The organism is Bradyrhizobium sp. Kon69 (assembly GCF_055807515.1).
The window spans coordinates 47,154-73,477 of record NZ_JBVVOS010000022.1 but is presented as its reverse complement, the minus strand read 5'-3'; the positions used below and the strand labels follow the sequence as shown (position 1 = coordinate 73,477).

Here is a 26,324-nt window from a genome sequence, read left to right as displayed (position 1 = left end):
GGACTGCCTCGTCTCGCTAACGGAGCAGCGGCCCTGCCGGTTCCCTCGCGGGCGGCCGCCCTGATCCCAATCGTGCCGCTCATTTTCCCAGCGAGGCTGTAACCCACTTCACACGCACCGCGCCGGCGGCCTGCCAGACTTGCGGGAGATCACGCTGGGCTCACGCCCTGTCACGGCACTTGGTTCACCTCATCTGACGCGGAGTTGCGATAATTCATTGCGGGAGCGGAAAATGATTTCATTCGAGAGTCTGAAAAGCGAATACGAGCAGAATTGGGCCAATCTCGAGATCCGGCCGTCACGCCTCTCCGACGCGAATGCGGTCGCGCGCAAGGCCATCAACGGCAAGGCGACCTATCAGCAGATCGAGCGATTGACCGGCGTCCCCTGGTATTTCGCTGCGCTCTGCCACTACCGCGAGTCCAATTTCGATTTCGACACTTATCTCGGCAACGGCGAAACGCTTCATCGCGTGACGACGCTCGTTCCGAAAGGGCGCGGCCCGTTTGCCACCTTCGTGGACGGCGCCGTGGACGCCTTCAGGATCGAGAATTTCGTCGGCGCTCACGATTGGGGGATCGCGCGGATTCTGTTTCGGCTCGAAGCGTTCAACGGCTTCGGCTATCACGCCAAGGGCTGCAATTCGCCCTATCTCTATGGCGGTTCGACGCTGTATGGCCCGCCCGAGGCAAGGGCCGGCAAATTCGTGCGCGATCATGAGTTTGATTCGAACCATGTCGATTCCCAGCTCGGCGCGGCTGTAATCCTGCATGCGATGATGTCGCTGGATCCTTCGATCGCCCTCGACGGCAGCCCGCAATTTGCGAGCCGCGCCGAACCAGAGGACGACGCCGCGTCGACGATCGTTCTCATGCAGCAGGCGCTCAACAAGCTCGGCGCCAATCCGCCGCTCGCCGAGGACGGCATCAGCGGACCGAAGACCAGAACCGCGGTCTCGCGGTTTCAGCAGCAGAACGGCCTGAGGGATACCGGACTTCTCGACGGCGCCACGGTCGCCGCCCTCACCCGCGCTGTGCAGTCGCGCCCCACCGGATCGAGCGGCGATGTGTCCAGGATCATGAAGCGGCTGGAGGATCTCGCGCAATTGCTGCGGCCACCGGTCGGCGCCGTGATCCCGGCAACGACGACATCGGGCAATACGCTGCCCGCCACCAATGATCCGATCAGCCTGTTCGAACGGCTCTTCTCCCTCGTCAACAAGACAGCTCCCATGCCAGGACCCCTCACCCCGACCAGCCCCGCCCCCGTCGATCAGTTGAAGCAGGTCGTCGACCTGCTCGGCACCTTGCTCAACCGAGACGACAAGCCCGTCCTCGGCCAGGTCAATGGTGCGCTCGGCGACACCATCGGCAAGATGCTCGACGGCAAGAAAACTGCGCTCGGCATCGGCGGCTCGCTGATCACGGCGCTGCTCTCCTCGGTGACGGCGAGCCCCAACGCGGGCGGTCTTGCCGGGTTGCTCGGGACGCTGGTGTCGGCGGTGCCGGGCCTCGGGCAGTTCGCGATGCCGATCTCGCTGGCGCTCACGGCCTGGGGCGTGCTCGGCAAGATGGAGAAGTGGGCCCAAGGCACCGCGCCGCCGCCCAAGCCGACGACGTAGTCTGCGGCCATCCTTCGAGACGCCCGCCTATGGCGGGCCCTCAGGATGAGGTCGCGTTTCGCGGCGCCTACTGACGCAGCATGATCAGGGGATCGGCGGTGTCGGGGACGCGCCGCCATTGCGCGTTGTCGTCGGCCTCGAACTGCCAGACCTCGCCGGCCTTCGACAGCAGGATGATCTGGCCGCGCTCGAGCCGCCATTGCGTCGGGTTGAACTGCGCAATGGCCGCGTCGCATTTCGGCTTGAGGAAGACCTGGAAATTGTCCGGCCCGGCCTCCGTGTTGGTCAGCGTCAGCCCGCAGACCGGCTGGCCGTTGCCGCGCACGATCGACCAGTCGCCGATCATCTGGTCCATCGACTTCGCCATCGAGCGGGCGGCGGCGAGGTCCTGCAGGATGTAGACGCCCTCGCCCTGCCGCAGACCTTCGAAGATGCCGGCCTCGACCTCGGTGAAGTCGATCACCGCTTCACCGCTCGCATCCTGCAAGCGGACGATGTCGAGACCCCTGACGCTCCAGGCGACGATGTCCTTGGTGAAGGGCAGCGCGGCCTTGCAGGCCGGCTCCAGCTCGAGCTTGAAGCCTTGAGCAGCAGTGTCGGCCTTGAGCGTGACGACGCAGGTCTTGCTGCGCTCGGTGGTCGAGAGCTCCCACTGCCCGGGCATCTCCTTCTTCAGGGTCGTCGTATCCTGCGCCTGCGCGATGCCGATCGCGGCCAAGGAGGCCGCGACGGCGAATGCAACGACCCGAAGAACTCTCATCAGCGCCCCTTGAAAGGCGTTTCCGCAACCGGCGTCAACGGCGCCTTGCCTGAGAACCAGGACTTGAGATTGTCGACCACGAGCTGGTCCATCGCGTTCCGCGTCACCACCGACGCCGAGCCGATATGCGGCAGCAGCACCACGTTCTGCATGGTCTTGAGCTCGTCCGGCACGTTCGGCTCGGCCGCGAACACGTCGAGACCGGCGGCGAGGATGGTGCCGGACTTGAGCGCCTGGACCAGAGCCGGCTCGTCGATCACCGAGCCGCGCGCGACGTTGACCAGCACACCGCGCGGGCCGAGCGCCTTCAGCACCTCGGCATTGATCATCTTGTTGGTCGAAGCGCCACCGGGCACGATCACCATCAGCGTGTCCACCGCCTTCGCCATCTCGATCAGGTCGGGATAGTGCTTGTAGGAGACGTCCTTGGACGGATTGCGGGTGTGATAGACCACCGGCACCAGCGAGGCGTCGAGCCGGCGCGCGATCGCCTGTCCGATCCGGCCCATGCCGACGATGCCGACCTTGCGGTCGCGGAGCGAGCCGACGCTGAGCGGATAGTTCTGGGTCTGCCAGAGACCGGAGCGCACATAACGATCGGCCTTGATGAACTCACGCACCGTGGAGATCAGAAGGCCCATCGCGACGTCGGCGACCTCCTCGGTCAGCACGTCTGGCGTGTTGGTGACGATGATGTTGTGCTCGGCGGCGTATTTGGCGTCAACGTGGTCGTAGCCGACGCCGAAGCTCGCCACCATCTCGATCTTGGGCAATTGCGACAGCGAATCCCGGTCGGCGCGCACGGTGTGATAGGTCACCGCCACGCCGCGGATCTTTTCGCGGATGGCCGGCGTCAGCCGCTCGAGATCGCCCCGCGTCTCCGCCTTGTGCACGACAAAATGATCGGAAAACCCGTTCTCGAGGATCGGCCGGACCGGCCCATAAATCAGAAGGTCGATCTTTTCGGACGAAATCGAACCGGTGGTCATCAGTTGTCCTTTCCAAGCGCGCTCTCGTGCCAGCGCCGTAAAACGAGGTGGGAAACTAGCGCCAGCACCCCATAGATGACAATCCCGGCCAGCGACAACAGCAGCAGCGCTGCGAACATGCGGGGTATGTTCAATCGGTAGCCGGATTCCGCGATCCTGTAGGCGAGCCCGGACCCGGCCCCGGCCGTTCCCGCCGCGATCTCGGCCACGACCGCGCCGATCAGCGACAGGCCACCGGCGATGCGCAGGCCGCCGAGAATGTAAGGCAGCGCCGCTGGCAGCTTGAGAAAGCGCAGGGTTTGCTGCGGCGAGGCGCCATAGAGCTGGAACAGGCCGGCGAGGTTGCGATCGACCGAATTGAGCCCGAGCGTGGTGTTGGACAGCACCGGGAAAAAGGCGACGATGAAGGCGCAGACCACGACGGCGGTCTGCTGCTCCAGATAGATCAGTAGCAGCGGCGCGATCGCGATAACCGGCGTAACCTGAAGCACCACGGCATAGGGGAACAGCGATGCTTCCACCCATTTGGACTGGTTGAACAGCAGTGCCAACGCGATGCCGCCGACGCTGGCGGCGACAAAACCTTCAAGCGTGGTCAGCAGCGTCGCGGCGAGCGATTGTGACAGCACCGCCCAATCCTTGATCAGCGTCAGCAAAATGACGGAGGGCGCCGGCAGCACGTAAGGCGGGATGTCCTTGATGCGGACCACGAGCTCCCAGGCGAGCAGTCCCGCCGCGAACACGATGACGGGCAGCACGAAGCGCACCGCGCGTCTTGCGCCGGACGGCTTCGCAGTGACGGAAGCTTGCGCGTTCATAGCGTGGACTGCCCTGCATAGGACGGCGCCAGCGCCGCCGACACTTTCCGGCAATAATCGGAATAGGCGACTGAAGTGCGAAACTCCTCGCCGCGCGGCTCGACCGTCTCGATGCGGAAGTCGGCCTGGATGCGGCCCGGCCGCGCCGTCATGACCACCACGCGCTGCGACAGATAGACGGATTCGAACACCGAATGCGTGACGAAGATGACGGTCTTGCCGAGCCTGCGCCACAGCGCAAGCAAATCATCATTGAGGCGGAAGCGCGTGATTTCGTCGAGCGCCGCGAACGGCTCATCCATCAGGAGGATATCAGGATCGGTGACGAGCGCGCGCGCCAGCGACACCCGCATCTTCATGCCGCCAGAGAGCTCGCGCGGAAAGGCGTCGGCGAAATCGCCAAGCCCGACGCTCGCCAGCGCCTCATCGGCACGCGTGCGCGCTTCCGCCTTCGGAACGCCTGCGAGCTTCAGCGGCAGCCGCACGTTCTCGCGCACGCTGGTCCAGGGCATCAGGGTCGGCTCCTGAAACACGAAGCCGATGCCATGACCTGGTTGAACAAGACCTGGCTGGGGTCCGCCCTCGCGACGCGCCAGCCTCACGATTCCTGACGATGGCGCGCTGAGCTCGGCGATCAGCCGCAGCGCGGTGGATTTGCCGCAACCTGACGGTCCCAGCAGCGAAATGAACTCGCCCTTGCGCACCGCAAGATCGAGCGGGCCGAGCGCCAGCACGCCGTTGTCATACGTCTTCGTCACGCCGCGCAGGCTGACGGCAAGGGCCGTCAGGCCGGTCTCGACCGCCGCCGACGTTTGGACTGATGACATCGGCCTTGCGCTACGGCTTGCTCGGGCGCAGCTCGGCGCCGACGCCCTTGTTGACGAAACGCAGCGTATAGGATTTGCGGAAATCGAGGTCTGCCTTCACGACGCCCGCCTTCACCATCTTGTTGAAGAAGGAGGTGTAGCGCTCGTCGCTCATCGCGCCGATACCGTTCTTCAGCGAATCGCCGGAATCAACGATGCCGTACTCCTTCATCTTGGCGACGGAATAGGCGAGCAGCTCGTCGGTCATTTCCGGATTGAGCTTCTTGATCATGGCGTTGCCCGCGGAATTGTCGCGGTAGATGTAATTGTACCAACCGACCATGGAGGCATCGACGAAGCGCTGCACCAGGTCGGGCTTCTTCTCGACCACGTCGCGGCGGCTCTCGATCAGGGTCGAATAGGTGTTGAAGCCGTAATCGGCGAGCAGCAGCACGTTGGGCTTGAAGCCGGCGGCCTTCTCGACCGCGAAGGGCTCGGAGGTGACGTAACCCTGCATCGCGCTCTTGGGATTGGCGATGAAGGGCTGCGGATTGAAATTATAGGGGCGAACGTTCTTCTCGCTGAAACCGTATTCGGATTTGAGCCACTGGAAATAGCTGGTCATGCCCTCCTTGGAGACGAACAGCGTCAGCGGCTTGAGGTCCTCGATCTTGGCGACCTTGGCATCGGGCTGCGTCAGCATCACCTGCGGATCCTTCTGGAAGACCGCGGCGATCGTGACGACCGGGACGTTATTGGCGACCGCGTCGAACGACATCAGCGTGTTCGCGGCCATGAAGAAATCGATCTTGCCGGCGATCAGCAGCATCCGGTTGTTCTCGTTGGGCCCGCCGGGGACGATGGTGACGTCCAGCCCATATTTCTTGTAGGTGCCGTCGGCGACCGCCTGGAAGAAGCCGCCATGCTCGGCCTCGGCCACCCAATTGGTGCCGAACATGACCTTGTCCAGGGTTTCGGCGCGCGCCGGGACGACCGAGACGAAAGCGGCCATCAAGCCCGCCGTTAAGGCTCGCCGCAGATGAGAAGGGCTCATGATGGGACTCCGTCGATCGCTTCTAGCCGATGTCCAAGCAACGCGATAAAACCGCAAGACATTCAGGGACGCGAGCCGGCCTGGCCCGCGTCCCCTGATAACCCAAATTACGTGACAAATTCGGGCAAAGAAACCTTGATGACGCCTTCCCGCGACTGGACCGAGATCCGCTGGGCCGATGCCAGCCCCGCCGAGGTGTCGCGCTGGATCGCAGTGCTGCCGCTGGCGGCGACCGAGCAGCACGGCCCGCATCTGCCGCTCGAGACTGACGTGCTGATCGCCGACGCCTATCTGGCGCGGGTGCGCGAGCTCCTGCCCGAGAGCGCTCCGGCCAGTTTCCTGCCCGTTGAACCGATCGGGATTTCCACCGAGCATATCGACTATCCGGGCACGCAGACGCTGCCGACCGACATCGCGTTGAAAAAATGGACCGCGATCGGCGAAGACATCGCGCGCCGCGGATTGAAGAAGCTCGTCATCATCACCAGCCATGGCGGCAACAGCGCGGCCATGATGCTGATCGCGCAAGATCTTCGCGCTCATCAGAAGCTGTTCGTGGTGACCACGTCGTGGTCGCGGCTGTCGGGCGCGGACCAGCTGTTCCCGGCCGACGAAGTACGGCACGGCATCCACGGCGGTGCAGTCGAGACCTCGATCATGCTGGCCCGCTATCCCGATCAGGTGCGCGTTGATGCGATCGCGGATTTTCCCGCGAGCAGCATTGCGATGGAGCAACAATATCGCTGGCTGTCGACGCAGCGACCCGCACCGTTCGCCTGGCAGGCGCAGGATCTCAACCCAAGTGGCGCTATCGGCAATGCGACGCTAGCCGTCGCCGCGAAAGGCGAGCGGCTGATCGACCAGGGCGCCCGCGCTTTTTGCGAGCTGCTTGCCGAGGTTGATAACTTCGACGTGAACAGGCTCGCCAAAGGCCCTCTCGGTTAGCGCCTATCCTCCTGGAAACATTCGGGAAAGAGCCAGACTCGACCTCCGCTTTTGCCGGTTTCGAACCGGACGCGCGGAGCCTCCGTCCAACTCGGTACGCGGGCCACAACGGACCGCCTCAACCCGGATGGAGTTTCACATGTCGATCAAGACCAAGATTTTTGCAGTTGCCCTCACCGCGCTCACCCTGACCGGCAGCGTCGTCGCCACCACCTCGCAGGCGCAAGCCAAGCCGCTCGGCTGGGGCGTCGGCGTCGGCCTGGGCATCGCCACCGCCGCTGTCGTCGGCTCCGCGATCGCCGCCAGCAACGACCCCTATTACAACGGCTATCACCGCTGCGGCTGGGCCGCCCAGTACAACGCCTTTGGCCAGTACGTCGGCCGCGTTCGTACCTGCTTCTGATTTGAGGCCCTGAGGCCGATCTCACGTGGATCCTGCGTCCGACACGGGCGCCTCATCCACCCCGTGTCGTGCCCCCGACCCCGCCCGGATGTCCCCCCGGGCGGGGTCAACTGTTTTAGCGCCTCGGGAATTTGTTGCAGTCCCGTCACACAGCGGTGCGAACCATCCCCTGCGGCAATCTGCACTAGTTGCTATTGCGAATTAATCGCAATAACGTTGGCAACAGGTTCAGGGGCTTGGGAAGAAGTCGCGCCGGATCGAGATCATCTCGACCGACCGCAGAGCACCTAATCCTGATGACAGGGTCGCCGCGAATCGGCAGGGATAGTGCGGCGAGTGGACACACTCGCTTTGGGGGCGTGCGTTTTGACGTTGAGGGGTCACCGTTACAGGTATTTGCGGACGGCCGCGGCGATTGCCTCGGGCGTCTTGGCTTTGCCCGCCACCAGCCGCGCGGCCGATCTGCCGCTGAAGGCACCTGCGCTGAAAGCGATCTACGACTGGACCGGGCTCTATATCGGCGCGCACGCCGGCTACAGCCTCGGCTCGTCGCGCTTCGCGCTGAACGACGGCACCGGGATCAACGACAGCGGCGTCTTCAGCGGCATGATCGGCGGCGTGCAGGCCGGCTACAATTACCGGCTCAATTCCGGTTGGCTTGTTGGCGTTGAAGGCGATTTCTCGTTTCCGAACTACATCACCTCCAACTCGATCGTGTCCTTTCTGGCGACACCCGCCAACACCGTCACGCAGCAATGGGACTACACCGCGAGCCTGCGCGGCCGCGTCGGCTACACCAGCGGCCCATGGCTGGTCTACGCCACCGGCGGCTTTGCATGGATGGGCGAGCGCTATTTCGACACGCCGGCCGGAGGCGAAGCAGTCCCGAAAATCCTGAACACGCGGCCCGGCTGGATCGCCGGTGGCGGCCTCGAATACGGCTTCGCGCCGCATTGGAGCGCGCGGGTCGAATATCTCTACAGCCGCTTCGACGGCGCCAATGTCGTCTTCTCCACCGGCGCCCAGTACAATTCGTCGTCGCTCGACTTCCAGTCGGTCCGGCTCGGCCTCAACCGCAAGGTCGATTGGCCGGGCATGCCGAGCTACGATCCCAAAGGTTCGGGGATCGGCTCGCTAATCGACACGGAATCGGATCGCTGGGAGATCCACGGCCAGAGCACGTATCTGCCGCAAGGCTATCCGTCATTCCCCGCGCTCTACACCGGGCCGAATTCGCTCTCGCCATCAAGGCAGGCCAAGGCGACCTGGAGCAACAGCCTGTTCCTGAATGCAAAGCTGTGGGACGGCGGCGAGGTCTATTATAATCCCGAACTGCTGCAGGGATTTGGACTGAACGACACCGTCGGCGCGGCCGGTTTCCCCAACGGCGAAGCGCAGAAGTCGAACTTTCCCTATCCGCACTACAACACATCGCGATTGTTCGTGCGCCAGACGTTCGGCTTTGGCGGCGAGCAGGAAGAGCTCGCGAGCGGCCAGTTGCAGCTCGGACAGAAGGTCGATGTTTCCAGGCTCACGGTGCAGGCCGGCAAATTCCCGGTGATCGACGTGTTCGATGGCAACGCCTACGCCAAGGACACCCGCAAGGACTTCATGAACTGGTCGCTGTGGGCGCCAGGCGCCTTCGACTATTCCGCCGACAAGGTTGGCCTCACCTACGGCGTCACCGCCGAGCTGAACCAGAAGCAGTGGGCGTTGCGCGGCGGCTACTTCCTGATGGTCTCCGAGTCCAATTCGAATCATTTCGACACCAGGGTCGGCGAGCGCGGCCAGTACGTGCTCGAGCTCGAAACGCGCTTCTCGCTGTTCGGCCAGCCCGGCAAGCTCAGGACCATAGGCTGGCTCGACAGCGCCAATATGGGCAGCTTCCGCGAGACGCTGAACAATCCCGCGCTTAACCTCGACATCGCGCAGACCCGGCGCGGCCGTCTGAAGTATGGCTATGTGCTCAACCTCGAGCAGGCGATCACCGACGATGTCGGGCTGTTCGGCCGCTGGAGCTGGAATGACGGCAAGACCGAGACGCTGGCCTTCACCGACATTCACCGCAGCCTGTCCGGTGGTCTTTCGATCAAGGGCACGAAATGGGGCCGGCCCGATGACGTGATCGGCGTCGGTGGCGCCATCAATGCCATCTCGCAGGATTATCGCGACTTCCTGGCCGCCGGCGGCCTCGGTGTTCTCATCGGCGATGGCGCGCTCAACTACCGCCGCGAGCGCATCCTCGAAACCTATTACGCCTACGCGCTGAACAAGAGTCTCACCCTCACCGCCGACTACCAGCTGATCGTCAACCCTGCCTACAACGCTGATCGCGGCCCGGTGTCGGTATTCTCGGGACGGCTGCACGGCGAGTTCTGAGCGCGGCTCAGAACAGCAGCGCGACGCCCGAGACCAACAGCAGCGCAAGCACGATCTTGCGGAACGTGGCCTCATCGATGCGGCCGAACAGTTTCAGCCCGAGCCACGTTCCCGCGAAGAGAAACGGCAGGCCGAGCGCGAACAGCTTTGCGGTCTCGAACGTCAGCGCTCCCTTGGCGCCCAGGAAGAGTGCCGCCGTGGCGAACACCACGACTGCGACGGGCTGGAACGTGGCGCGCTGGACCTCCTTGGGCAGGCCGCGCAGATTGCACCAGATGGTGACGATGATGCCGGCAAGGCCAGTCAGCCCGCCGAGCAGGCCGTTGACGAAACCAATGGTCATGTCGGCGGCCGGCGGCACGATGGTCGCGACCTTGAGCTTTGGCCTGAAGAACGCATAGAGGCTGTAGACGATCAGGATCGCTCCAACTGCGATGCGGACGCTCTTGGGATCGGCCGAAGTCAGGAGTGACACGCCGACCGGCACGCCCACGACGGCACCGATCATGAAGGGCCATAGCCGGCGCCAGTCGAGCGCGCTGCGCAGCTTCCAGACCGAGTAGCCCTGCACCAGGAGGCCGAAGCCGACGATCAGGCTGGCGCTCTGAAGCGGCGTCAGCACATAAAGCCACAGCGATGCCGCGACGAGGCCGAAGGCAAAGCCGGATAGGCCGGCGACGAATGCACCGGCAAAGGTGGCCAACAGGAAAAGCGGTAGTTCGATTGTGATCCCATCCATTGCTCGCTCCAAACGTCAGCGAGCAGCGCTTGCGTGGGATCACCACTTCACGGGGAGGCTGCAACATCCCCGGTGGTGCGAGTCTAGGTGAAGCCGCTTCCCTTCACAATGACCTTCTTAGGCGGCCCGGATCGCATCCAGGAACTTCCCGACCTCGACCTTGAGGCGGCTGCTCTCGCCGGACAGCGACTTCGCTGACGCGAGCACGGTGGAGGAGGCCGATCCGGTCTGGCTCGCGCCGCGCTGCACGTCGACGATGCTGGCGGAGACCTGTTGGGTGCCGCGTGCCGCCTGCTGCACGTTGCGGGAAATCTCCCGCGTCGCCGCGCCCTGCTCCTCGACCGCGGAGGCGATCGCCGATGCGATCTCGGACATGCGGGTGATGGTGTCGCTGATCGACTTGATGGCGCCGACGGAATCCTCTGTCGCGCTCTGGATTCCCGTGATCTGCTGGCTGATCTCGCCGGTGGCCTTGGCGGTCTGCTCGGCCAGCGCCTTGACCTCTGAGGCGACCACGGCGAAGCCGCGCCCGGCCTCGCCGGCGCGCGCCGCCTCGATCGTGGCATTGAGCGCCAGAAGATTGGTCTGGCCCGCGATCTGACTGATGAGCTCGACCACGTCGCCGATCCGGCCCGCAGCCTTGGCGAGCTCGCCGACATAGTCGTTGGTCCGCGCTGCCTGCTGCACCGCTTCGCTGGCCACGCGCGCGGAGTCCTGGACCTGCCGGCCGATCTCGTCGACCGAGGACGCCATTTCCTCCGCAGCCGCGGCAACGGTCTGCACGTTGCTGGAGGCCTGCTCGGAGGCGGCCGCGACCGTCGCGGTGACCTTTTCCGATTGATCGGCGGTGCTCGTCAGCGTTCCCGCCGACACTTCCAGCTCCGACGACGCCGACGACACCGTGTTGATGACGTCGCCGATCAACGCTTCGAAATCGCGCGCGATCTGGTCCATGCGCTGACTGCGCCGGAGTTTCGCCTCGGCTTCGACCGCGGCGGCCTCGTCGGCGGCCTTCTTGGCGGAGAGCGAGTCCTTGAAGTGCTGGAGCGAGCCCGCCACCTGGCTGATCTCGTCATTGCGGCCGGTCACGGGAATCTCGACCTCGTGCTGTCCGGCGGCAAGCGTTGCGATCACGTCCGCGAGCCGGCTCAGCGGCGTCACCACGCGCCGGCGCAGCATCATGGTCACGCCACCGAGCGTCCCCAGCAATGCCAGCACCGCCACGCCCGCGAGCGCGAACATCGCCAACGCGCCGTCGCGCGCGGCCGAGGCGCGCTCGGCCGCTTCGGCCAGCGCGGCATCGCGCACGCCGTAGAACATCTGGATGGCGGGCACAATGACTGTGGCCAGCTCTTCGGCATTGATGCCGTACTTGCCGTCGCCACGTGCCGCGGGCATCTCCTTGTCCACGGCAGCGGCTGCTTTCCCAAAATAGGAATCCGTCGCCGCCCTCAGCGCCGTGGCGATGCGGGGCGGGCTTCCGAGTTCGTCGATGCCGGCCTCGATGCGCTCGCGGTCGGCCTCGACACGCCCCTGCATACGATCCATCAGCGAGAATTCGGGAGCCGTGAGCGGTCGGCGTGCGCTCAGCGCAGGGGACAGCGTGGCGGCGCGGCTGCCGGCCGAGACGCGCAGATCCTGCGCCGTTCGCGCCAGGCTCAGCAGCGCCGCAAGCGAGGAATCAGCATTGATGACCTTCGCTTCGAGCCGGTTCATGATCGGCTCGATATTGCCGATGACCTCGGCAACGCCCGGAAGGAAGCCCTTGACCACAGCGCTGTCGCGTGCCGCCAGGGGAAGGCTCATCGCGCGGTCTGCCGCCGTGGTGATGTCCTTGAGCCGCCGCGCGGTACGGTCCAGGTTTTCGATCATCGGTCCGGAATCATCCAGCAACATGATGGCACGCCTGGCCCCCTCGAATGCGGCATCGACCGCTTTCGCGGCCTTCGCGGCGGCTTCGATCTGGACCTGCGTCGCAGAATTCTCCTGGAAGATCGGGGAAATGTAGGGAGCACGAAGGCCGGCAACGTGCTGACTGACCATCAGGGTCGCGCCAAAGGCGTCGACCGTCTTGATCGCGTCGGAGCGGTTCGTGAAGATGCGCGCCTGGGGTATGAGCACCTCGGCGCCAAGGATGACTGCAAACACCGTCACCGTCAGCATCGACAGCGCAAAGAGCTTCCCGATCCGCATCTGATCCCCCGAATACATTCCTGCAAATGCCGAAAACTTAGCCGGTTGCCGCTAAGAGCCCGTTAAGCAACGGCATGCCCGTAGTTCCGCGGGGTCTTGGGCTTCGAGTGCCTTCCGGACGGTGTCGCCGAAGTTCCTTCGCGATGCCGGATGTGACAGAATCGTCGGCATTTCTCCCCCGAATACCTATATCAAGGCCGGTGCCGCCATCCGCGCCACACTCCCTTACCTCGGAACATCAATGCTCTCCGCCGAACTCGCCATCGTCGTCGTCCTGATCGTCATCAACGGCTTGCTGTCCATGTCCGAGCTGGCCGTGGTCTCGTCACGCCCGGCCCGGCTGTCGATGCTCGCCGCAAAGGGCGTCGGCGGCGCCGAGCGGGCGCTGACGCTCGCGGCCGATCCGGGCAAATTCCTCTCGACGGTGCAGATCGGGATCACGCTGGTCGGCGTCCTCTCCGGCGCGTTCTCGGGCGCGACGCTCGGACAGCGGCTGACGCAATGGCTGCTCGAGCTCGGCCTGTCCGCAGGAATTGCCGACATCGTCGGAGTGGGCCTGGTTGTCACGCTCATCACCTACGCCACCCTGATCGTCGGCGAGCTGGTGCCGAAGCAGGTGGCGCTGCGCGACCCCGAGAGCATCGCGGTCAGGGTTGCACCCGCGATGCACGTGCTTGCGAAGGTCTCGCTGCCGCTGGTCTTCCTGCTCGATCTCTCCGGCAAGCTGATCCTCACGCTGCTCGGCCAGGGCGGCAAGTCGGAGGAGAAGGTGTCGGAAGACGAGATCCATCATCTGGTCAGCGAGGCCGAAACCGCGGGCGTGCTCGAGTCGGGCGAAAAGGAGATGATCGCGGGCGTGATGCGGCTCGGCGACCGGCCGGTCGGCGCGATCATGACGCCGCGCACGGAGGTCAACGAGATCGACCTGAACGATACGCCGGAGAGCATTCAGGCAATCATCGCCAAGAGTCCGCATTCACGCTTTCCCGTGTCCGACGGCGACCGCGACAAGCCGATTGGCGTGCTCCAGGCCAAGGACCTGCTGGTCGCCTTCATGAACGAGCGCACGCCGGATTTGCGCGTGCTGGTTCGCGAGGCGCCCGGCATTCCCGCGTCGGCCGATGCGCGCGACGTGCTGGCGATCCTGAAGGCTGCGCCGGTGCATGTCGGCCTCGTCTACGACGAATACGGCGCCTTCGAAGGCATCGTGACGACGGCCGACATTCTGGAATCGATCGTCGGCGCCTTCCATTCCGAGGAAGGCCCGCCGGAACCGGCCTACGTCAAGCGCGCGGACGATTCGCTGCTGGTCTCAGGCTGGATGCCGGTCGACGAATTCGGCGAGCTGCTCGGCATCGAACTGCCGCCGCACCGCTACAACACGGTCGCCGGTCTCGTGCTGCAACAATTCAACGTGCTGCCTGATGTCGGCGACGCCTTCGACTTCGGCGACTGGCACATCGAGGTGGTCGATCTCGACGGACGGAGGATCGACAAGATTCTCGCGAGCCGACGGGGCGAAGTAGAGACGGGGTGAGCGAGCGGCGACGTGTTGGAATGCAGATGGCCGCACCAATCTCCACTCGTCGTCCCGGCGAAGGCCGGGACCCATAGCCACAAGACTGAATTTTGCGAAGACTGGTAGTTACGTGCTACTCCTACCTGCGCATTGTCGATAAATCACGCGGTATGGGTCCCGGCCTTCGCCGGGACGACAGTTGAGATTGCCGACCCAGCCCTCACCCGAACCTCACCCCGATCCGCTTTTCCTTGCGCCAGATCACGGTGCAGGCGAGATGTGTTCCGTCGGCCTGGACGAACAGGCTGAAATTGTCGGGGATGCCGACGGGACTGCTGACGTCGAGCGCGGCGCCGGTATCGGACAGGTTGCGGATAGTGCAGTCGATCGCGCCGCCGCTGCCGAACTCGATCGTTCCGGCCTTCAGCACGCGATGCCTTGCCTTGTCGCGCCGCTCGTCCATGGGGACAATCTACACCCAAAGTTGAACCAAACGTTAAACGCAGCCCATGTTGTTGTGCCTTTGCGCGCGGGACCTGCGGCCTTGCAAGTGGACCGGCGCCTACAGCGCCGGCTGGAACGTCTCGGTCCGCGCCATCCGCCAGGCGTCGCGGAAGCGCGGATCTTCGGTGCCTTCGAGCAGTTCGCCCGGACGCAGCGACGGATAAAGCTGCGCGAAGGATCTCACGTCCGTCGTCGAGGTGCGCTGGGAGAAGTGGATCGGGCGCAGCTGCTGCGGATGTTCGAGACCGGCCGCGGCGATCAGCTCGGTCAGCGAGTGCAGCGTCGCCAGGTGATAATTGTGCACGCGGTCGATCTTGAGCGGCACATAGAGCGCGCGCGCCCGCGTCGGGTCCTGGGTCGCGACGCCGGTCGGGCAGCGGTCGGTGTGGCAGCTCAGCGACTGGATGCAGCCGAGCGAGAACATGAAGCCGCGCGCCGAATTGCAGTAATCCGCGCCGATCGCCATGGCACGTGCCATGTCGAAGGCGGTGGCGATCTTGCCGGAGGCGCCGATCTTGATGCGGTCGCGCGCGTTGATGCCGATCAGAGCGTTGTGAACGAAACTGACGCCCTCCCGCATCGGCATGCCCAGATGGTCCATGAACTCCAGCGGCGCGGCGCCGGTGCCGCCCTCGTTGCCGTCGACGACGATGAAGTCGGGATAGATGCCGGTCTCGATCATCGCCTTGCAGATCGCCAAAAATTCCCAGGGGTGGCCGATGCACAGCTTGAAGCCGGTCGGCTTGCCGCCGGAGAGCTTTCGCATCTCACCGATGAACTGCATCATGCCAACAGGCGTCGAGAAGGCGCGATGCGAGGCCGGCGAGATGCAATCCTCGCCCATCGCGACCCCGCGGATCTTTGAGATCTCTTCCGAGACTTTCGCCGCCGGCAGCACGCCGCCATGACCGGGCTTGGCGCCCTGGCTGATCTTGAGCTCGACCATCTTGATCTGGTCCTGCCTCGCGACGCGCGCGAAGGCTTCGGGATCGAAGGCGCCGTCGAGATGACGGCAGCCGAAATAGCCCGAACCGATCTCCCAGATGATGTCGCCGCCCATCTCCGCGTGATAGGGGCTGAAGCCGCCCTCGCCGGTGTCGTGCGCGAAGCCGCCCTTCCTGGCGCCGGCATTCAGCGCGCGCACGGCGTTCGGGCTGAGCGCGCCAAAACTCATCGCGGAAATGTTGAACACCGAAGCCGAATACGGCTTGGCGCAATCCGGGCCCCCGATGGTGACGCGGAATTTCTCCTCAGCATGCGTCTTCGGCGAGACCGAGTGATGCATCCACTCATAACCCTCGCGGTAGACGTCCTCTTGCGTGCCGAACGGACGCTTGTCGAGCTGCATCTTGGCGCGCTGATAGACGACCGCACGGATGTCGCGCGAGAACGGCATGCCGTCCTTCTCGCTCTCGAAGAAGTACTGCCGCATCTCCGGGCGTATCTCTTCGAGCAAAAAACGGATATGCGCCGAGATCGGGTAGTTGCGCAGAACGGCGTGGCCCTTCTGCATGAGGTCGCGGACGCCAAGAGCCGTCAAGGCGCCGAAGATCAGGATCGGGATCAGCAGAATGTCGAAGATCTTGCGGTCGGCGATGCCGATGCCGATCAGCAGCGCGGTGACCACCGCGCAGATCGTCAGGACGATGAAGCGTGGGGAGAATGGCAGCAGCAGGGTCTCCATGATCCCCTCTTCCGCCAGCGGCAGCCGTTTGGGCGATAAGTTGGGCGATTCCTGCGTCTTATTCTCGTCGGCCACGATTCCCATCCTCTCGCCAGCATGAGGCGGTACGATACGCCCGCGCCTGTCATACGGATATGACGCGGCGGTTGTTTCAGGCTAGCGAATTCGGCGGGGACAAATCAATCAGCCCGATGGGCGGGCTGCTGCGGTGCAGCAGGGCTCGGGAGGGACGGACATTAACCGGTCAAGGCGCTTTACCCAGGCAAGCGTCCTGGCTTTTGCCAGGACGACACCGAGAGGGCCTACCGCTCGACGAACGCCTTTTCGATCACGAAATGACCGGGCTTGTTGCCGGAGCCCTCGACGAAGTCGCGGCCCTCGAACATCAGTTTCAGCTCTTCGAGCATCGCCGGGCTGCCGCACATCATGATGCGGTCGGTCGCGATGTCGAGCGGGCCCTGGCCGATGTCGTTGAAGATCTGCTCGGAGCTGATGAGGTCGGTGATGCGGCCGCGGTTCTTGAACGGCTCGCGGGTCACGGTCGGGTAGTAGATGAGCTTGTCCGCAAGCAACTCCCCGAAGAGTTCGTCCTCGCGAAGGCCGGCGACGAGCTTCTCGCCGTAGGCGAGCTCGGAGACCTGACGGCAGCCATGCACCAGCACGATGCTGTCGAATTGGTCGTAAACCTCGGGGTCCTTGATCAGGCTGGCGAAGGGCGCTAGGCCCGTGCCGGTCGAGAGCAGCATCAGCCGCTTGCCGGGGATGAGATTGTCGGTGATCAGCGTGCCGGTCGCCTTGCGGCCGACCAGGATGGTGTCGCCTTCCTTGATCTTCTGGAGGCGCGACGTCAGCGGGCCGTCCTGAACCTTGATCGAGAAGAACTCGAGCTCTTCCTCGTGATTGGCGCTCGCCATGCTGTAGGCGCGGAGCAGCGGGCGGCCCTCAACCTCGAGGCCGATCATCGCGAACTGGCCGTTCTGGAAGCGGAAGCCGGAATCGCGGGTTGCGCGAAAGCTGAACAGGGTGTCGGTCCAGTGCTGGACGGAAAGAACCTTCTCTCGGTAAAACGCGCTCATGATTTTCGATATTCCGAATAATTGCGGTTTTAGGGCAAAAGCGCTGCCCGGCCCCTGAAAGCGGAGCGGACACCATTGCCATGGCGGAGGATTTCGCGTGTGTGATCTACGCCATTGAGACCAATAATCAACCTCGTTCCGGATGCAATTGATGCCGGTCAAACCGGCATTTGCGGCGGAAATGGTCACATCATTACTGGAACTGCTGTCCGGCGCAGGCGAAGGGCAATTTCTTTTCCCTCCGAGGCTCGAATACAGCACTTAATTTCCGTGGCACTCGCGAGAATTTCATTAAGAATAGCTCTGATTTCACCCCGGTTTGGCGCCGTTTCCCGCATTTTTGCGGCTTTTGGCGCCAACAGCGACTGGAACTGACGACCGCAACAGGCGACTGAGGCACATGGCGAACGGCGAGCGGATTTTCGTCCAGGCGATCAAGCGCTATTGCGCAACCCATGGCATCGCGCTCCAGGTCCGCGCCGATGGCTGGCTGCTGGCGATGCGCCGGGGCGAGCAGCGCCGCTTCGCGTTCGGCTACGACATCGGCCTCAACAGCGCCATCGCGCACCGGCTGGCCAACGACAAATCGGCCACCGCCGAGGTGCTCACGCTCGAGGGCGTGCCTTGCATTCCCCATCGCCTGTTCCTCAATCCGAAGTTGGGCGAGGAGGTTGTCGGCGTCGCCTGGCGAGAGGCAATGCTGGCGCTGCTTCACGACAATCCGCAAGGTGTGGTGGTGAAGCCGAACGAGGGGACGTCGGGACGATCCGTCTTCAGGGTCACGACGGAAACAGAGCTCGATCATGCGGTTGGCGAAGCCTTTTCGATGAGCGCCGGACTCGTGATCTCACCCTATGTCGTGATCGAGGACGAAGTTCGCGTGGTGCTGCTCGATGACGCACCACTCGTCGTCTACAGCAAGCAGCGCGGCTCGGATTGGCGGCACAATCTCGATGCGGGCGCAAAGCCCGTACTGATGCAGGACGGCGATCTTCGCGCAGCCTGCGCAAAGCTCGCCATCGACGCCGCCAATGCCATCGGCATCACCTTCGCCTCGATCGACCTCGTCCGCGTCGACGGCGTCTGGCGCGTGCTCGAGATCAATTCCGGCGTGATGATGGAGACGCTGGCGAAGCTGCATCCGGAGCTGGTGCAGAGGACGTACGATGCGGCGCTGGATCGGGTGTTTGGGGACGAACGCTGAGCAACACGCGCGCTGGCGACTTCAACTCACCGCCAACCGATACGCGGCCTTGGCATTCACGCCGAACGCCTTCTCCCGCACCTGCGGTCCGAGCTTCATCAGGCAGGACTCCAGCGCGCCCTTGATCTCACCATAGCTTCCCGCGAGCAAGCATACCGGCCAGTCCGAGCCGAAGATCAGGCGATCTTCGCCAAAGCATGTCGCGGCGTGCGCGACGAACGGAAACAGCCGCTCCGCATTCCAGTCGCTCCACACCGCCTCCGTCGCCAGCCCCGAGACCTTGCACCAGACATTGCCGCAGGCCGCGAGTGACGCGATGCCATTGGACCATTCAGTGCTTCCGCCATCGGCGATCGGCGGCTTGGCGGCGTGGTCGAGCACGAAGCGCGCCTGCGGGAACGCTTGCGCGGTTGCGATCGCGGCCGGCAGCTCGCGGGTGCGGACCAGGAAATCGTAAGCGAGATCGTGCGCAAACACGGCCGTGAGGCCGCGCTGGACGTCCTCGCGCAACAACCAATCCGGGTCGGCCTCGTCATGGACCTGGTGGCGGATGCCGACCAGCTTGTCGCCGCCGGGCAAAGCGCGCAGCCGGTCCAGCGTCTCGCCAAGTGCAGCGTCGGTCAGATCAGCCCAGCCGACGACGCCGATCACCGAGGGCGTCGCATGCGCGATCCGCAGGAATTCCTCGGTCTCCGCCAGCGCGGAGCGGCACTGCACCAGGATGCTCGCGTCGATGCCGTTGGCTTTCAAGAGCGGCGCGAGATCGGCCGGACCGAAGGCACGCCGGATCGGCGTGAGCTCCGGCGCGTCCATCCAGGGATAGTCGGCGCGCGCGGGATCCCAGAAATGCTGGTGGCCGTCGATGATCATGCCTTACGCTCCGCCCGGCAATGGCGCGCGGGCGTCAACGAATTTTCGCGCACGCAGCTCCTGCCAGAACGCCGCCGGCACCGCCATCTCCGACATCGCGATGTTGTCGGCAATCTCCGCGGCGTTGCGCGCGCCCATCACGGCGACCGTGACCGCCGGATGGGCCATGCAGAACTGCAGCGCGGCGGCTTTCAGTTCGGTGCCATGCTTTCGGCAGAGCTCGTCGAGCGCGAGCGCGCGGGCGACGAGTGCCGCATCGGCATCCTGATAATTGAACTTCGCGCCCGGGTGCGGATTGGCCAGGATGCCGCTGTTGTAGATGCCGCCGAGCAGGACGCCGATGTGCTTCGCGGCGCAGACCGGGAACAGCGCATCCAGCGCGCCCTGGTCGAGCAGCGTGTAGCGGCCGGCGAGCAGGAAGCAGTCGACCGGAACGGCCTCTGCAAACCGGACCAGCATGTCCGACTGGTTCATGCCCGCACCAATCGCCTTGACGGTACCGTCCGCGCGCAGGCGCTGGAGCGCGCGGAAGGCGCCGGCGACGGCGTCGTCGTAGTGGTCGTCGGGATCATGCACGAGCAGGACATCGACGCGGTCGAGCCCAAGCCGCGCGAGGCTTTCCTCCACCGACCGCATCACGCCGTCATGACTGAAATCGAACACCGGCCGCTCGCGCGGCGTGCCCTTGTAATGCTCGTCCTCGGCGGCGGCGCCATCGGGCGCACGCAGCAGACGACCGACCTTGGTCGAGATGGCATAGGAATCCCGGGGCTGTTGCCGCAGGAATGCGCCCAGGCGTCGCTCCGCGAGGCCAAAGCCGTAGAGCGGCGCGGTGTCGAAGAAGCGGATTCCGAGCGACCAGGCGCGGGCGATGGTCGCCTCCGCATCGGCATCGCTGACGGGGGTGAACAATCCGCCGAGCGGGGCGGAACCGAGGCCGAGTGAGGTAACATCGAGAGAGCCGAGCCGCGACCTTTTCATTCCCATAGCCTCAACAGTCTTCTCCAAGCCAAAATCATCTCTCCCGCTTGCGAAAACCGCAAGCGGGAGAGGCACGCAGGAGCGCGGGGCTGGCGACGCTCCTACTTCAACATCTGCGCAACGTTGTCCTTGGTCACGAGATCGAGGCCGGTATAGACGATCTCCGGCACCTTCTCGCCTTTCTTGATGGCGAGCAGCGTGTCCATCGCCTTCTCGCCCATCTCAAACGGACGCTGACCAACCAGCGCATTGGCATAGCCATCGCGCAACAGCTCGAGCTGCATCTTCAGCGTATCGGCCACGACAAGCGTGAACTTGCCGGAATCGATATCTTTCTTGTACCTGGACGCGAAGGCCTTGAAGCCTTCGGGGGCGAACATCGGCCAGCCGCCGATGGGAACGATCGCGGCGAGGTCGGGCGTCGCGGTACGCATGTCAGTCATCTGCTGAACCGCCAGCGCGGGATCGTCGTTGCAGAACGTCGGAGAGCCCGCGACCTCGGTCCATTTCGAGCCCTTCAGCGCCTCGCGGACGCCATCGACGCGTTCGGCGAGGTTCTTGGCGCCGGGGCCACCCGAGACCATGGCGTATTTGCCGCCGTCGGGCCGCAGCTTCAGGAGCTGCTTGCCGAGGGCCACGCCGAACTCCTTGTTGTTGGTGCCGATATAGGCGATGCGCTTGGCGCCGGGCGCATCGGCGTCGAAGGTGATGACGGGGATGCCGGCCGCGGTCGCCGCGTCGATCGACTTGGTCATCGCCGCGACATCGGCAACCGAGATGGCGAGGCCGTCGACCTTCTGGGTGACGAAGTCCTGGATGATCTGGGCCTGCGTCGCCGGCTCGTGCTCGACCGGCCCCTTGTAGATGCACTCGATATTGCCGAGCTCCTTGGCACGCTTCAGGCAGCCGTCGCGCGCGAAGTCGAAGAACGGATTGTTCATCGCCTTGGGCACGATCACGAACCGGTAGTTTGCGGCAAACGCCGGCGTAGCCATTATCGCGACAGCGATGCCGGCAAGTAGAAATTTCCTCATCGTCTCCTCCACCCTTCTTTGGCGCCTGTCCTCTTGAGATCGTCCGGGAAGCGGACAGGCGGCATTTTCGTTGCCGTCCCGGAACGATTTCGTTTCAGATCATCCGCGAGCGGATGCGGTCGACCAATACGGCCAGGATGATGATCACGCCCACCAGGGTCTGCTGCCAGTAGGAGCTGACCTGGGCGAGCACGAGGCCGTTGCGGATCACCTCGAGCAGCACGCAGCCGACGATGGCGCCGAGCGGACCGCCGATGCCGCCGGCGAGATTGGCACCACCGATGACGGCCGCAGCGATCACGTTGAGCTCGTAGGACGTCGCCATGTTGGCCGGCGCCGACCCAAGCCAGCCGGAGATGATGATGCCCTGGAGGCCTGCGGCGAGCGCGCAGATCACATAGACCTCGATCTTCACCCGCACGACCGGGATGCCGGTGAGTTCAGCCGCCTTCTCGTTGCCGCCGAGCGCGAACACGTGGCGGCCGAACGCGCTGTGGTGCAGCACCACGGCCATCGCCAGCGCGAGGACGATCAGATAAATGAACGGCACGGGCACGCCGAGCACGTCGCCCGAGGTGAGCGCGTAGAAATGATCGGCATCCGGCCCACCTGGAAAGCTGCCGCGTCCGTTGGAGACGACATAGCCGAGCCCACGCACGATCGAGAGCATGCCGAGCGTGGTGACGAACGGCGACAGGCCGAGCACCGCGATACAGAAGCCGTTGACGAGGCCGGCGAGCAGCGCGACGCCGAGGCCGGCGAGGAGCGAGACCACCAGGATGAGGCCGGGGACATTGGCGAGCACGGTCTTGCCGTCGGCCGCCATGTGCACGAACAGGGAGCCCGCCGGCGAGGCGGGCGCCGACAGCTCGGTCATCACCATCGAGGTGACCATGGCGGAGAAGCACATCATCGAGCCGACCGACAGATCGATGCCGCCGGTGATGATCACGAAGGTGACGCCGAGCGTGGCAATGGCGATGAAGGAGAAATTCTTCGCCACGTTCTGCATGTTGCCTTCAGTGAAGAAGTACGGGCTAGCGAAATGCATGACCACCAGCAGCACTGCCAGCGCGAGCAGGACATAGCCGGTCTGGGACGCGAAGATGCCGCGCTGCCACCATCTGATCTTGCCGACATTCGAGAAGGTGATCGGGGATTCCATGGGCATGGCCATCACGCCGCCTCCTTCGCGCCGGTGATCAGGGCGGTGACTTCCTCGGGGGAGGTCTGGTGGATGGGCTTGTCGGCCCGCTTTTCGCCGCGGCGCATGACGATGACGCGATCGCACACCGCGAACACGTCGGGCATGCGGTGCGAGATCAGCATCACGGCAACGCCCTGCTCTTTCAGCCGGTGGATCAGGCCGAGCACCTGCTCGACTTGGCGGACCGAGATCGCGGCGGTGGGCTCGTCCATCATGACCAGCTTCGCATTGGAGAGCCGCGTCCGCGCGATCGCAACCGCCTGGCGCTGGCCGCCCGACATCTGCTTGACGAGATCGTCGGGGCGCGTCTCCGAGCGCAGCTCGCCGAACAGCTCCAGCGCACGCGCCGCCATCGCCTTGTGGTCGAGCAACGCGAACGGCCCGATCCTGCGCTTCAGCTCGCGGCCGAGAAAGACGTTGGCCGCTGCGGTGAGATTGTCGGCCAGCGCGAGATCCTGATAGACCACCTCGATGCCGACGCCGCGGGCGTCGATGGGCCGGTTGAAATGAACCGCGCTGCCGGCGAAGCGGATTTCGCCATGGCTGGGGCGGAAATTGCCGGCGATGATCTTGACCAGCGTCGACTTGCCCGCGCCGTTGTCGCCCATCAGGCCGACGACCTCGCCGGGGAGGACGTGCATGTCGACATCATGCAACGCGCGGATCGCGCCGAACTCCTTGCCGATGCCGGTCAGCTCGAGGACCGGTGTCGCTTGTGCATTTGTCATCAGCGGCCTTCCTCAGACGTAGCGGTTGACGAGGGATTCCAGATATTCCTGCCGACCCGAGCGCGGCTGCGGGTCAAAGCCCGGGCCGTGCGCGCGGTCGGCAAGGTCGGCGAGCGAGCGCTGGCCGTCGAGAATGGCGCGGCCCTCGGGCCCGGCCCATCCCTCGTAGCGTTTCGCGAGCGGCGCAGTGAGCACGCCGGCGTCGAGCATGTCCGCGGCGGCGAGCAACGCACGCGCGCAGGCATCCATCGAACCGACATGAGCATGGATCAGATCGTCGGGATCGATCGACTGGCGGCGGATCTTGGCGTCGAAATTCAGCCCGCCGGAGCTGAAGCCGCCGCGGCCCAGGAGCTCGTGGAACACCAGGGCGAGCTCGGGCACGTTCATCGCGAACTGATCGGTGTCCCAGCCGAGCAGATCGTCGCCGCGGTTGATGTCGAGCGAGCCGAACACACCCAGCGCCTCGGCGAGCGCAACCTCGTGATGGAAGGAGTGGCCGGCGAGGATGGCGTGGTTCTGCTCGATGTTGAGCTTGACGTCCTTCAGCAGGTCGTAACGCGCGAGGAAGCCGTAGCAGGTGGCGACGTCGAAATCATATTGATGCTTGGTCGGCTCCTTCGGCTTCGGCTCGATCAGGATCGGCCCCTTGAAGCCGATCTTGTGCTTGTGCTCGACGACCAGCGAGACGAAGCGGCCGAGCTGGTCGAGCTCGCGCTTGAGATCGGTGTTGAGCAGCGTCTCGTAGCCCTCGCGCCCGCCCCACAGCACGTAGTTCTGGCCGCCGAGACGGTGCGTCACCTCCAGCGCGGCGCGGACCTGGCCGGCCGCATAGGTGAATATCTCGGGATCTGGATTGGTGGCCGCGCCCGCCATGTAGCGGCGATGCGTGAACAGATTGGCGGTGCCCCAGAGCAGGCGCACCTTGCTTGCGGCCATCTTCGCTTCGAACAGATCGGCGATGGCATTGAGGTTGGCGACGGATTCCGCGAGTGAGTTCCCTTCCGGGGCCGCATCGACGTCGTGGAAGGTGAAGAAGGGCACGTCGAGCAAGCGAAACAGCTCGAAGGCGACGTCGGCCTTGGCGCGCGCCTGCGCCATCGCATCGGTGCCGTGGTGCCAGGGCCGCAGGAACGTCTCGCCGCCAAAGGGATCGCCGCCGGGCCAGCACAACGAGTGCCAATAGCAGACCGCAAAGCGCAGATGGTCTTCCATCCTGCGACCATGGACGAGGCGGTCCTTGTCGTACCAGCGGAAGGCGGGCGTGTTTCCCGTATCCCCGCCAGCGAAAGCGACAGGTACGCTTGTATCAAAGAATTTCACAGACGCGTTCACTCAGGCATACTCCTTCAACGCAGGATAAAGCTCGCGCCAGCGGCAATAGGCCTCGTCATAGGCCGCAGCCACGGATGCGCGCGGCGTAAAGCTCGCGAGCCGGCGCGGACGGGTGCAAACCGCAGCCGCGTCTTCGCCGGTGGCGGCGAGCCGTCCGAGCTTGGCGGCACCGAGCGCCGCCCCGACCTCGCCCTCCTCGACCCGGTGGACGGGAATGCCGAGCACATCGGCGCAGATCTGCGCCCACAGCGGCGAGCGCGAGCCGCCGCCGACGAGATCGACCTCGGCAAGCGGCCCGCCCGCCGCGCTCAGTGCCGCGAGATTGTCGCGCGCGGCGAAAGCGACGCCTTCGAGCACGGCCTGAACGATTTGGGAGCGCCCGGTCGCACCGCGCAGGCCGACAAAGGCGCCGCTGGCGGCGGCATCGTTGTGCGGCGTGCGCTCGCCGTCGAGATAAGGCAGGAATTTGACCGGGCTCGGTCCATCGACGCGCTCGCCGAGCGACGCCAGCAGCGCTGCGGCCGGAACCTCCATCACGCCCGCGAGCCAGGCCGGCGAAGCCGCTGCCGACAGCATCACGCCCATCTGATGCCAGCGGCCGGGCAGTGCGTGACAGAACGCATGGACCGCCGAGGCCGGAGCCGGTGCAAACCGATCAGTGACGCGGAACACCACACCGGATGTGCCAAGCGACAGGAAGGCATCGCCCGGCGCGATAGCCCCGAGCCCGATCGCGCTCGCGGCGTTATCGCCAGCGCCGCCGGCGACCACGACATTCCTAGCCATGCCCCAGCGTTGCGCGTAGTCCGGCGCGAGCGTCGCGCTGACCTCGCTGCCCTCGACAAGGCGCGGCATGTGATGGAGATCGAGCCCGGTGGCATGCAGCAGCAGGGGCGACCAGCGGCGCAGACCGACGTCGAGCCACAGCGTGCCGGCCGCGTCCGACATGTCCTCGACCATCTCGCCGGTCAGGCGATAGCGGACATAGGCCTTCGGCAGCAGCACCTTTGCGATGCGCGCGAAGATTTTTGGCTCGTGCCTGGCGACCCAGAGCAGCTTTGGCGCGGTGAAGCCGGGCATGGCCAGATTGCCGGCGATCGTGTGCAGCGACGGGCAGCGCCGCTCCAGCGCGACGCATTCGGCGTGCGAGCGGCCGTCGTTCCAGAGGATCGCGGGACGCAGCGGCGCTCCGTCCTCGTCCAGCAGCGTCGCGCCATGCATCTGGCCCGACAGCCCGATGCCGCGCACCCGCGCGACCTCGCGCGGATGGCGAGCGGCAAGATCGTCGACCGCGCCGACCGCCGCATCGGCCCAGCCATCGGGATCCTGCTCGGACCACAGCGGCGCGGGATGCGACAGCGCAAGCTCGCGCGCCGCCGTCGCGACAACCGCGCCGGCTTCGCTGACGAGCACCGCTTTCACACCCGATGTGCCGATGTCGATTCCGAGATACACGCCGTCCTCCCTTTCGCCTG

General features: G+C 64.8%; 23 protein-coding genes. 6 read left to right on the top strand and 17 right to left on the bottom strand.

The features are described 5' to 3' along the window. Nucleotides 1-232: 232 nt before the first annotated feature. The gene (locus AC0L3U_RS27015) at nucleotides 233-1,621 is read left to right on the top strand and encodes a peptidoglycan-binding protein (protein WP_473363864.1); all 1,389 of its coding nucleotides are present in this window, start codon (nucleotides 233-235) and stop codon (nucleotides 1,619-1,621) included. A gap of 67 nt (nucleotides 1,622-1,688) precedes the next feature. Here the strand turns inward: AC0L3U_RS27015 and AC0L3U_RS27010 are convergent, their stop codons facing one another. Genes AC0L3U_RS27010 through AC0L3U_RS26990 form a run of 5 tightly spaced genes read right to left on the bottom strand, consistent with a single transcriptional unit; the run spans nucleotide 1,689 to nucleotide 6,048 of the window. Next, complete coding sequence (locus tag AC0L3U_RS27010; protein WP_473363863.1) at nucleotides 1,689-2,381, bottom strand: protease inhibitor Inh/omp19 family protein; 693 nt, start codon at nucleotides 2,379-2,381, stop codon at nucleotides 1,689-1,691. Further along, a complete protein-coding gene (locus tag AC0L3U_RS27005) occupies nucleotides 2,381-3,370 on the bottom strand; it encodes a 2-hydroxyacid dehydrogenase (RefSeq protein ID WP_007604945.1) in 990 nt (329 codons plus the stop codon). Before AC0L3U_RS27005 ends, AC0L3U_RS27010 begins: the two co-directional genes overlap by 1 nt. Continuing rightward, complete coding sequence (locus AC0L3U_RS27000) at nucleotides 3,370-4,188, bottom strand: ABC transporter permease (protein WP_473363862.1); 819 nt, start codon at nucleotides 4,186-4,188, stop codon at nucleotides 3,370-3,372. Before AC0L3U_RS27000 ends, AC0L3U_RS27005 begins: the two co-directional genes overlap by 1 nt. Beyond that, nucleotides 4,185-5,015 (bottom strand): ABC transporter ATP-binding protein, encoded by an 831-nt coding sequence (locus AC0L3U_RS26995; RefSeq protein ID WP_473363861.1) that lies wholly within the window; start codon nucleotides 5,013-5,015, stop codon nucleotides 4,185-4,187. Before AC0L3U_RS26995 ends, AC0L3U_RS27000 begins: the two co-directional genes overlap by 4 nt. A gap of 10 nt (nucleotides 5,016-5,025) precedes the next feature. Then, a complete protein-coding gene (locus AC0L3U_RS26990) occupies nucleotides 5,026-6,048 on the bottom strand; it encodes an ABC transporter substrate-binding protein (RefSeq protein WP_026233942.1) in 1,023 nt (340 codons plus the stop codon). 138 nt (nucleotides 6,049-6,186) lie between these two features. Here AC0L3U_RS26990 and AC0L3U_RS26985 point away from each other — a divergent pair, with 138 nt between their 5' ends. The 3 genes from AC0L3U_RS26985 to AC0L3U_RS26975 all read left to right on the top strand — a co-directional run bounded on the left by AC0L3U_RS26985 (nucleotide 6,187) and on the right by AC0L3U_RS26975 (nucleotide 9,775). Then, entirely contained in the window at nucleotides 6,187-6,993 is an 807-nt protein-coding gene (locus tag AC0L3U_RS26985) for a creatininase family protein (protein ID WP_473363860.1), read from the top strand. 139 nt (nucleotides 6,994-7,132) lie between these two features. After that, nucleotides 7,133-7,396: a hypothetical protein gene (locus tag AC0L3U_RS26980; protein WP_007597808.1), complete on the top strand. Its 264-nt coding sequence runs from the start codon at nucleotides 7,133-7,135 to the stop codon at nucleotides 7,394-7,396. Nucleotides 7,397-7,792: 396 nt separating this feature from the next. Beyond that, nucleotides 7,793-9,775 carry a carbohydrate porin gene (locus tag AC0L3U_RS26975; RefSeq protein ID WP_473363913.1) on the top strand — a complete coding sequence of 661 codons (1,983 nt, stop codon included), beginning with the start codon at nucleotides 7,793-7,795 and terminating at the stop codon, nucleotides 9,773-9,775. A 7-nt stretch (nucleotides 9,776-9,782) separates the two neighbouring features. Here AC0L3U_RS26975 and AC0L3U_RS26970 read toward each other — a convergent pair whose 3' ends face one another. Both AC0L3U_RS26970 and AC0L3U_RS26965 read right to left on the bottom strand, forming a co-directional pair. Continuing rightward, nucleotides 9,783-10,514, bottom strand: a complete 732-nt coding sequence (locus AC0L3U_RS26970; RefSeq protein WP_473293012.1) for a sulfite exporter TauE/SafE family protein — start codon at nucleotides 10,512-10,514, stop codon at nucleotides 9,783-9,785. 117 nt (nucleotides 10,515-10,631) lie between these two features. Further along, nucleotides 10,632-12,707 carry a methyl-accepting chemotaxis protein gene (locus AC0L3U_RS26965; RefSeq protein ID WP_473363859.1) on the bottom strand — a complete coding sequence of 692 codons (2,076 nt, stop codon included), beginning with the start codon at nucleotides 12,705-12,707 and terminating at the stop codon, nucleotides 10,632-10,634. Nucleotides 12,708-12,948: 241 nt separating this feature from the next. Between AC0L3U_RS26965 and AC0L3U_RS26960 the strand changes: the two genes are divergently transcribed. Next, the gene (locus AC0L3U_RS26960) at nucleotides 12,949-14,244 is read left to right on the top strand and encodes a hemolysin family protein (protein WP_473363858.1); all 1,296 of its coding nucleotides are present in this window, start codon (nucleotides 12,949-12,951) and stop codon (nucleotides 14,242-14,244) included. Nucleotides 14,245-14,446: 202 nt separating this feature from the next. On the opposite strand, the gene AC0L3U_RS26955 is transcribed toward AC0L3U_RS26960, so the two are convergent. The 3 genes from AC0L3U_RS26955 to AC0L3U_RS26945 form a co-directional block, all read right to left on the bottom strand. Beyond that, on the bottom strand, nucleotides 14,447-14,689 hold the full coding sequence (locus AC0L3U_RS26955) for a PilZ domain-containing protein (RefSeq protein WP_473363857.1): 243 nt from the start codon (nucleotides 14,687-14,689) through the stop codon (nucleotides 14,447-14,449). 99 nt (nucleotides 14,690-14,788) lie between these two features. Then, nucleotides 14,789-16,498, bottom strand: a complete 1,710-nt coding sequence (locus AC0L3U_RS26950; protein ID WP_473363856.1) for an FMN-binding glutamate synthase family protein — start codon at nucleotides 16,496-16,498, stop codon at nucleotides 14,789-14,791. Between the two features lie 218 nt (nucleotides 16,499-16,716). Then, entirely contained in the window at nucleotides 16,717-17,490 is a 774-nt protein-coding gene (locus tag AC0L3U_RS26945; RefSeq protein ID WP_007597827.1) for a ferredoxin--NADP reductase, read from the bottom strand. Between the two features lie 400 nt (nucleotides 17,491-17,890). Here AC0L3U_RS26945 and AC0L3U_RS26940 point away from each other — a divergent pair, with 400 nt between their 5' ends. Continuing rightward, nucleotides 17,891-18,694 carry an ATP-grasp domain-containing protein gene (locus AC0L3U_RS26940; protein WP_473363855.1) on the top strand — a complete coding sequence of 268 codons (804 nt, stop codon included), beginning with the start codon at nucleotides 17,891-17,893 and terminating at the stop codon, nucleotides 18,692-18,694. Nucleotides 18,695-18,715: 21 nt separating this feature from the next. Here the strand turns inward: AC0L3U_RS26940 and AC0L3U_RS26935 are convergent, their stop codons facing one another. From AC0L3U_RS26935 to xylB, 7 genes are all read right to left on the bottom strand, one after another. After that, the gene (locus AC0L3U_RS26935; RefSeq protein WP_473363854.1) at nucleotides 18,716-19,564 is read right to left on the bottom strand and encodes an amidohydrolase family protein; all 849 of its coding nucleotides are present in this window, start codon (nucleotides 19,562-19,564) and stop codon (nucleotides 18,716-18,718) included. Between the two features lie 3 nt (nucleotides 19,565-19,567). Then, entirely contained in the window at nucleotides 19,568-20,545 is a 978-nt protein-coding gene (locus AC0L3U_RS26930) for an aldo/keto reductase (protein ID WP_473363853.1), read from the bottom strand. Nucleotides 20,546-20,646: 101 nt separating this feature from the next. Then, a complete protein-coding gene (locus AC0L3U_RS26925) occupies nucleotides 20,647-21,579 on the bottom strand; it encodes a sugar-binding protein (RefSeq protein WP_473363852.1) in 933 nt (310 codons plus the stop codon). Nucleotides 21,580-21,673: 94 nt separating this feature from the next. Next, the gene (locus tag AC0L3U_RS26920) at nucleotides 21,674-22,756 is read right to left on the bottom strand and encodes an ABC transporter permease (RefSeq protein WP_473363851.1); all 1,083 of its coding nucleotides are present in this window, start codon (nucleotides 22,754-22,756) and stop codon (nucleotides 21,674-21,676) included. Then, nucleotides 22,756-23,514 carry an ATP-binding cassette domain-containing protein gene (locus AC0L3U_RS26915; protein WP_106941269.1) on the bottom strand — a complete coding sequence of 253 codons (759 nt, stop codon included), beginning with the start codon at nucleotides 23,512-23,514 and terminating at the stop codon, nucleotides 22,756-22,758. Before AC0L3U_RS26915 ends, AC0L3U_RS26920 begins: the two co-directional genes overlap by 1 nt. A gap of 12 nt (nucleotides 23,515-23,526) precedes the next feature. After that, nucleotides 23,527-24,849 (bottom strand): xylose isomerase, encoded by a 1,323-nt coding sequence (gene xylA / locus AC0L3U_RS26910; protein ID WP_473363850.1) that lies wholly within the window; start codon nucleotides 24,847-24,849, stop codon nucleotides 23,527-23,529. Continuing rightward, entirely contained in the window at nucleotides 24,850-26,304 is a 1,455-nt protein-coding gene (gene xylB / locus AC0L3U_RS26905) for a xylulokinase (RefSeq protein WP_473363849.1), read from the bottom strand. Nucleotides 26,305-26,324 lie beyond the last annotated feature (20 nt).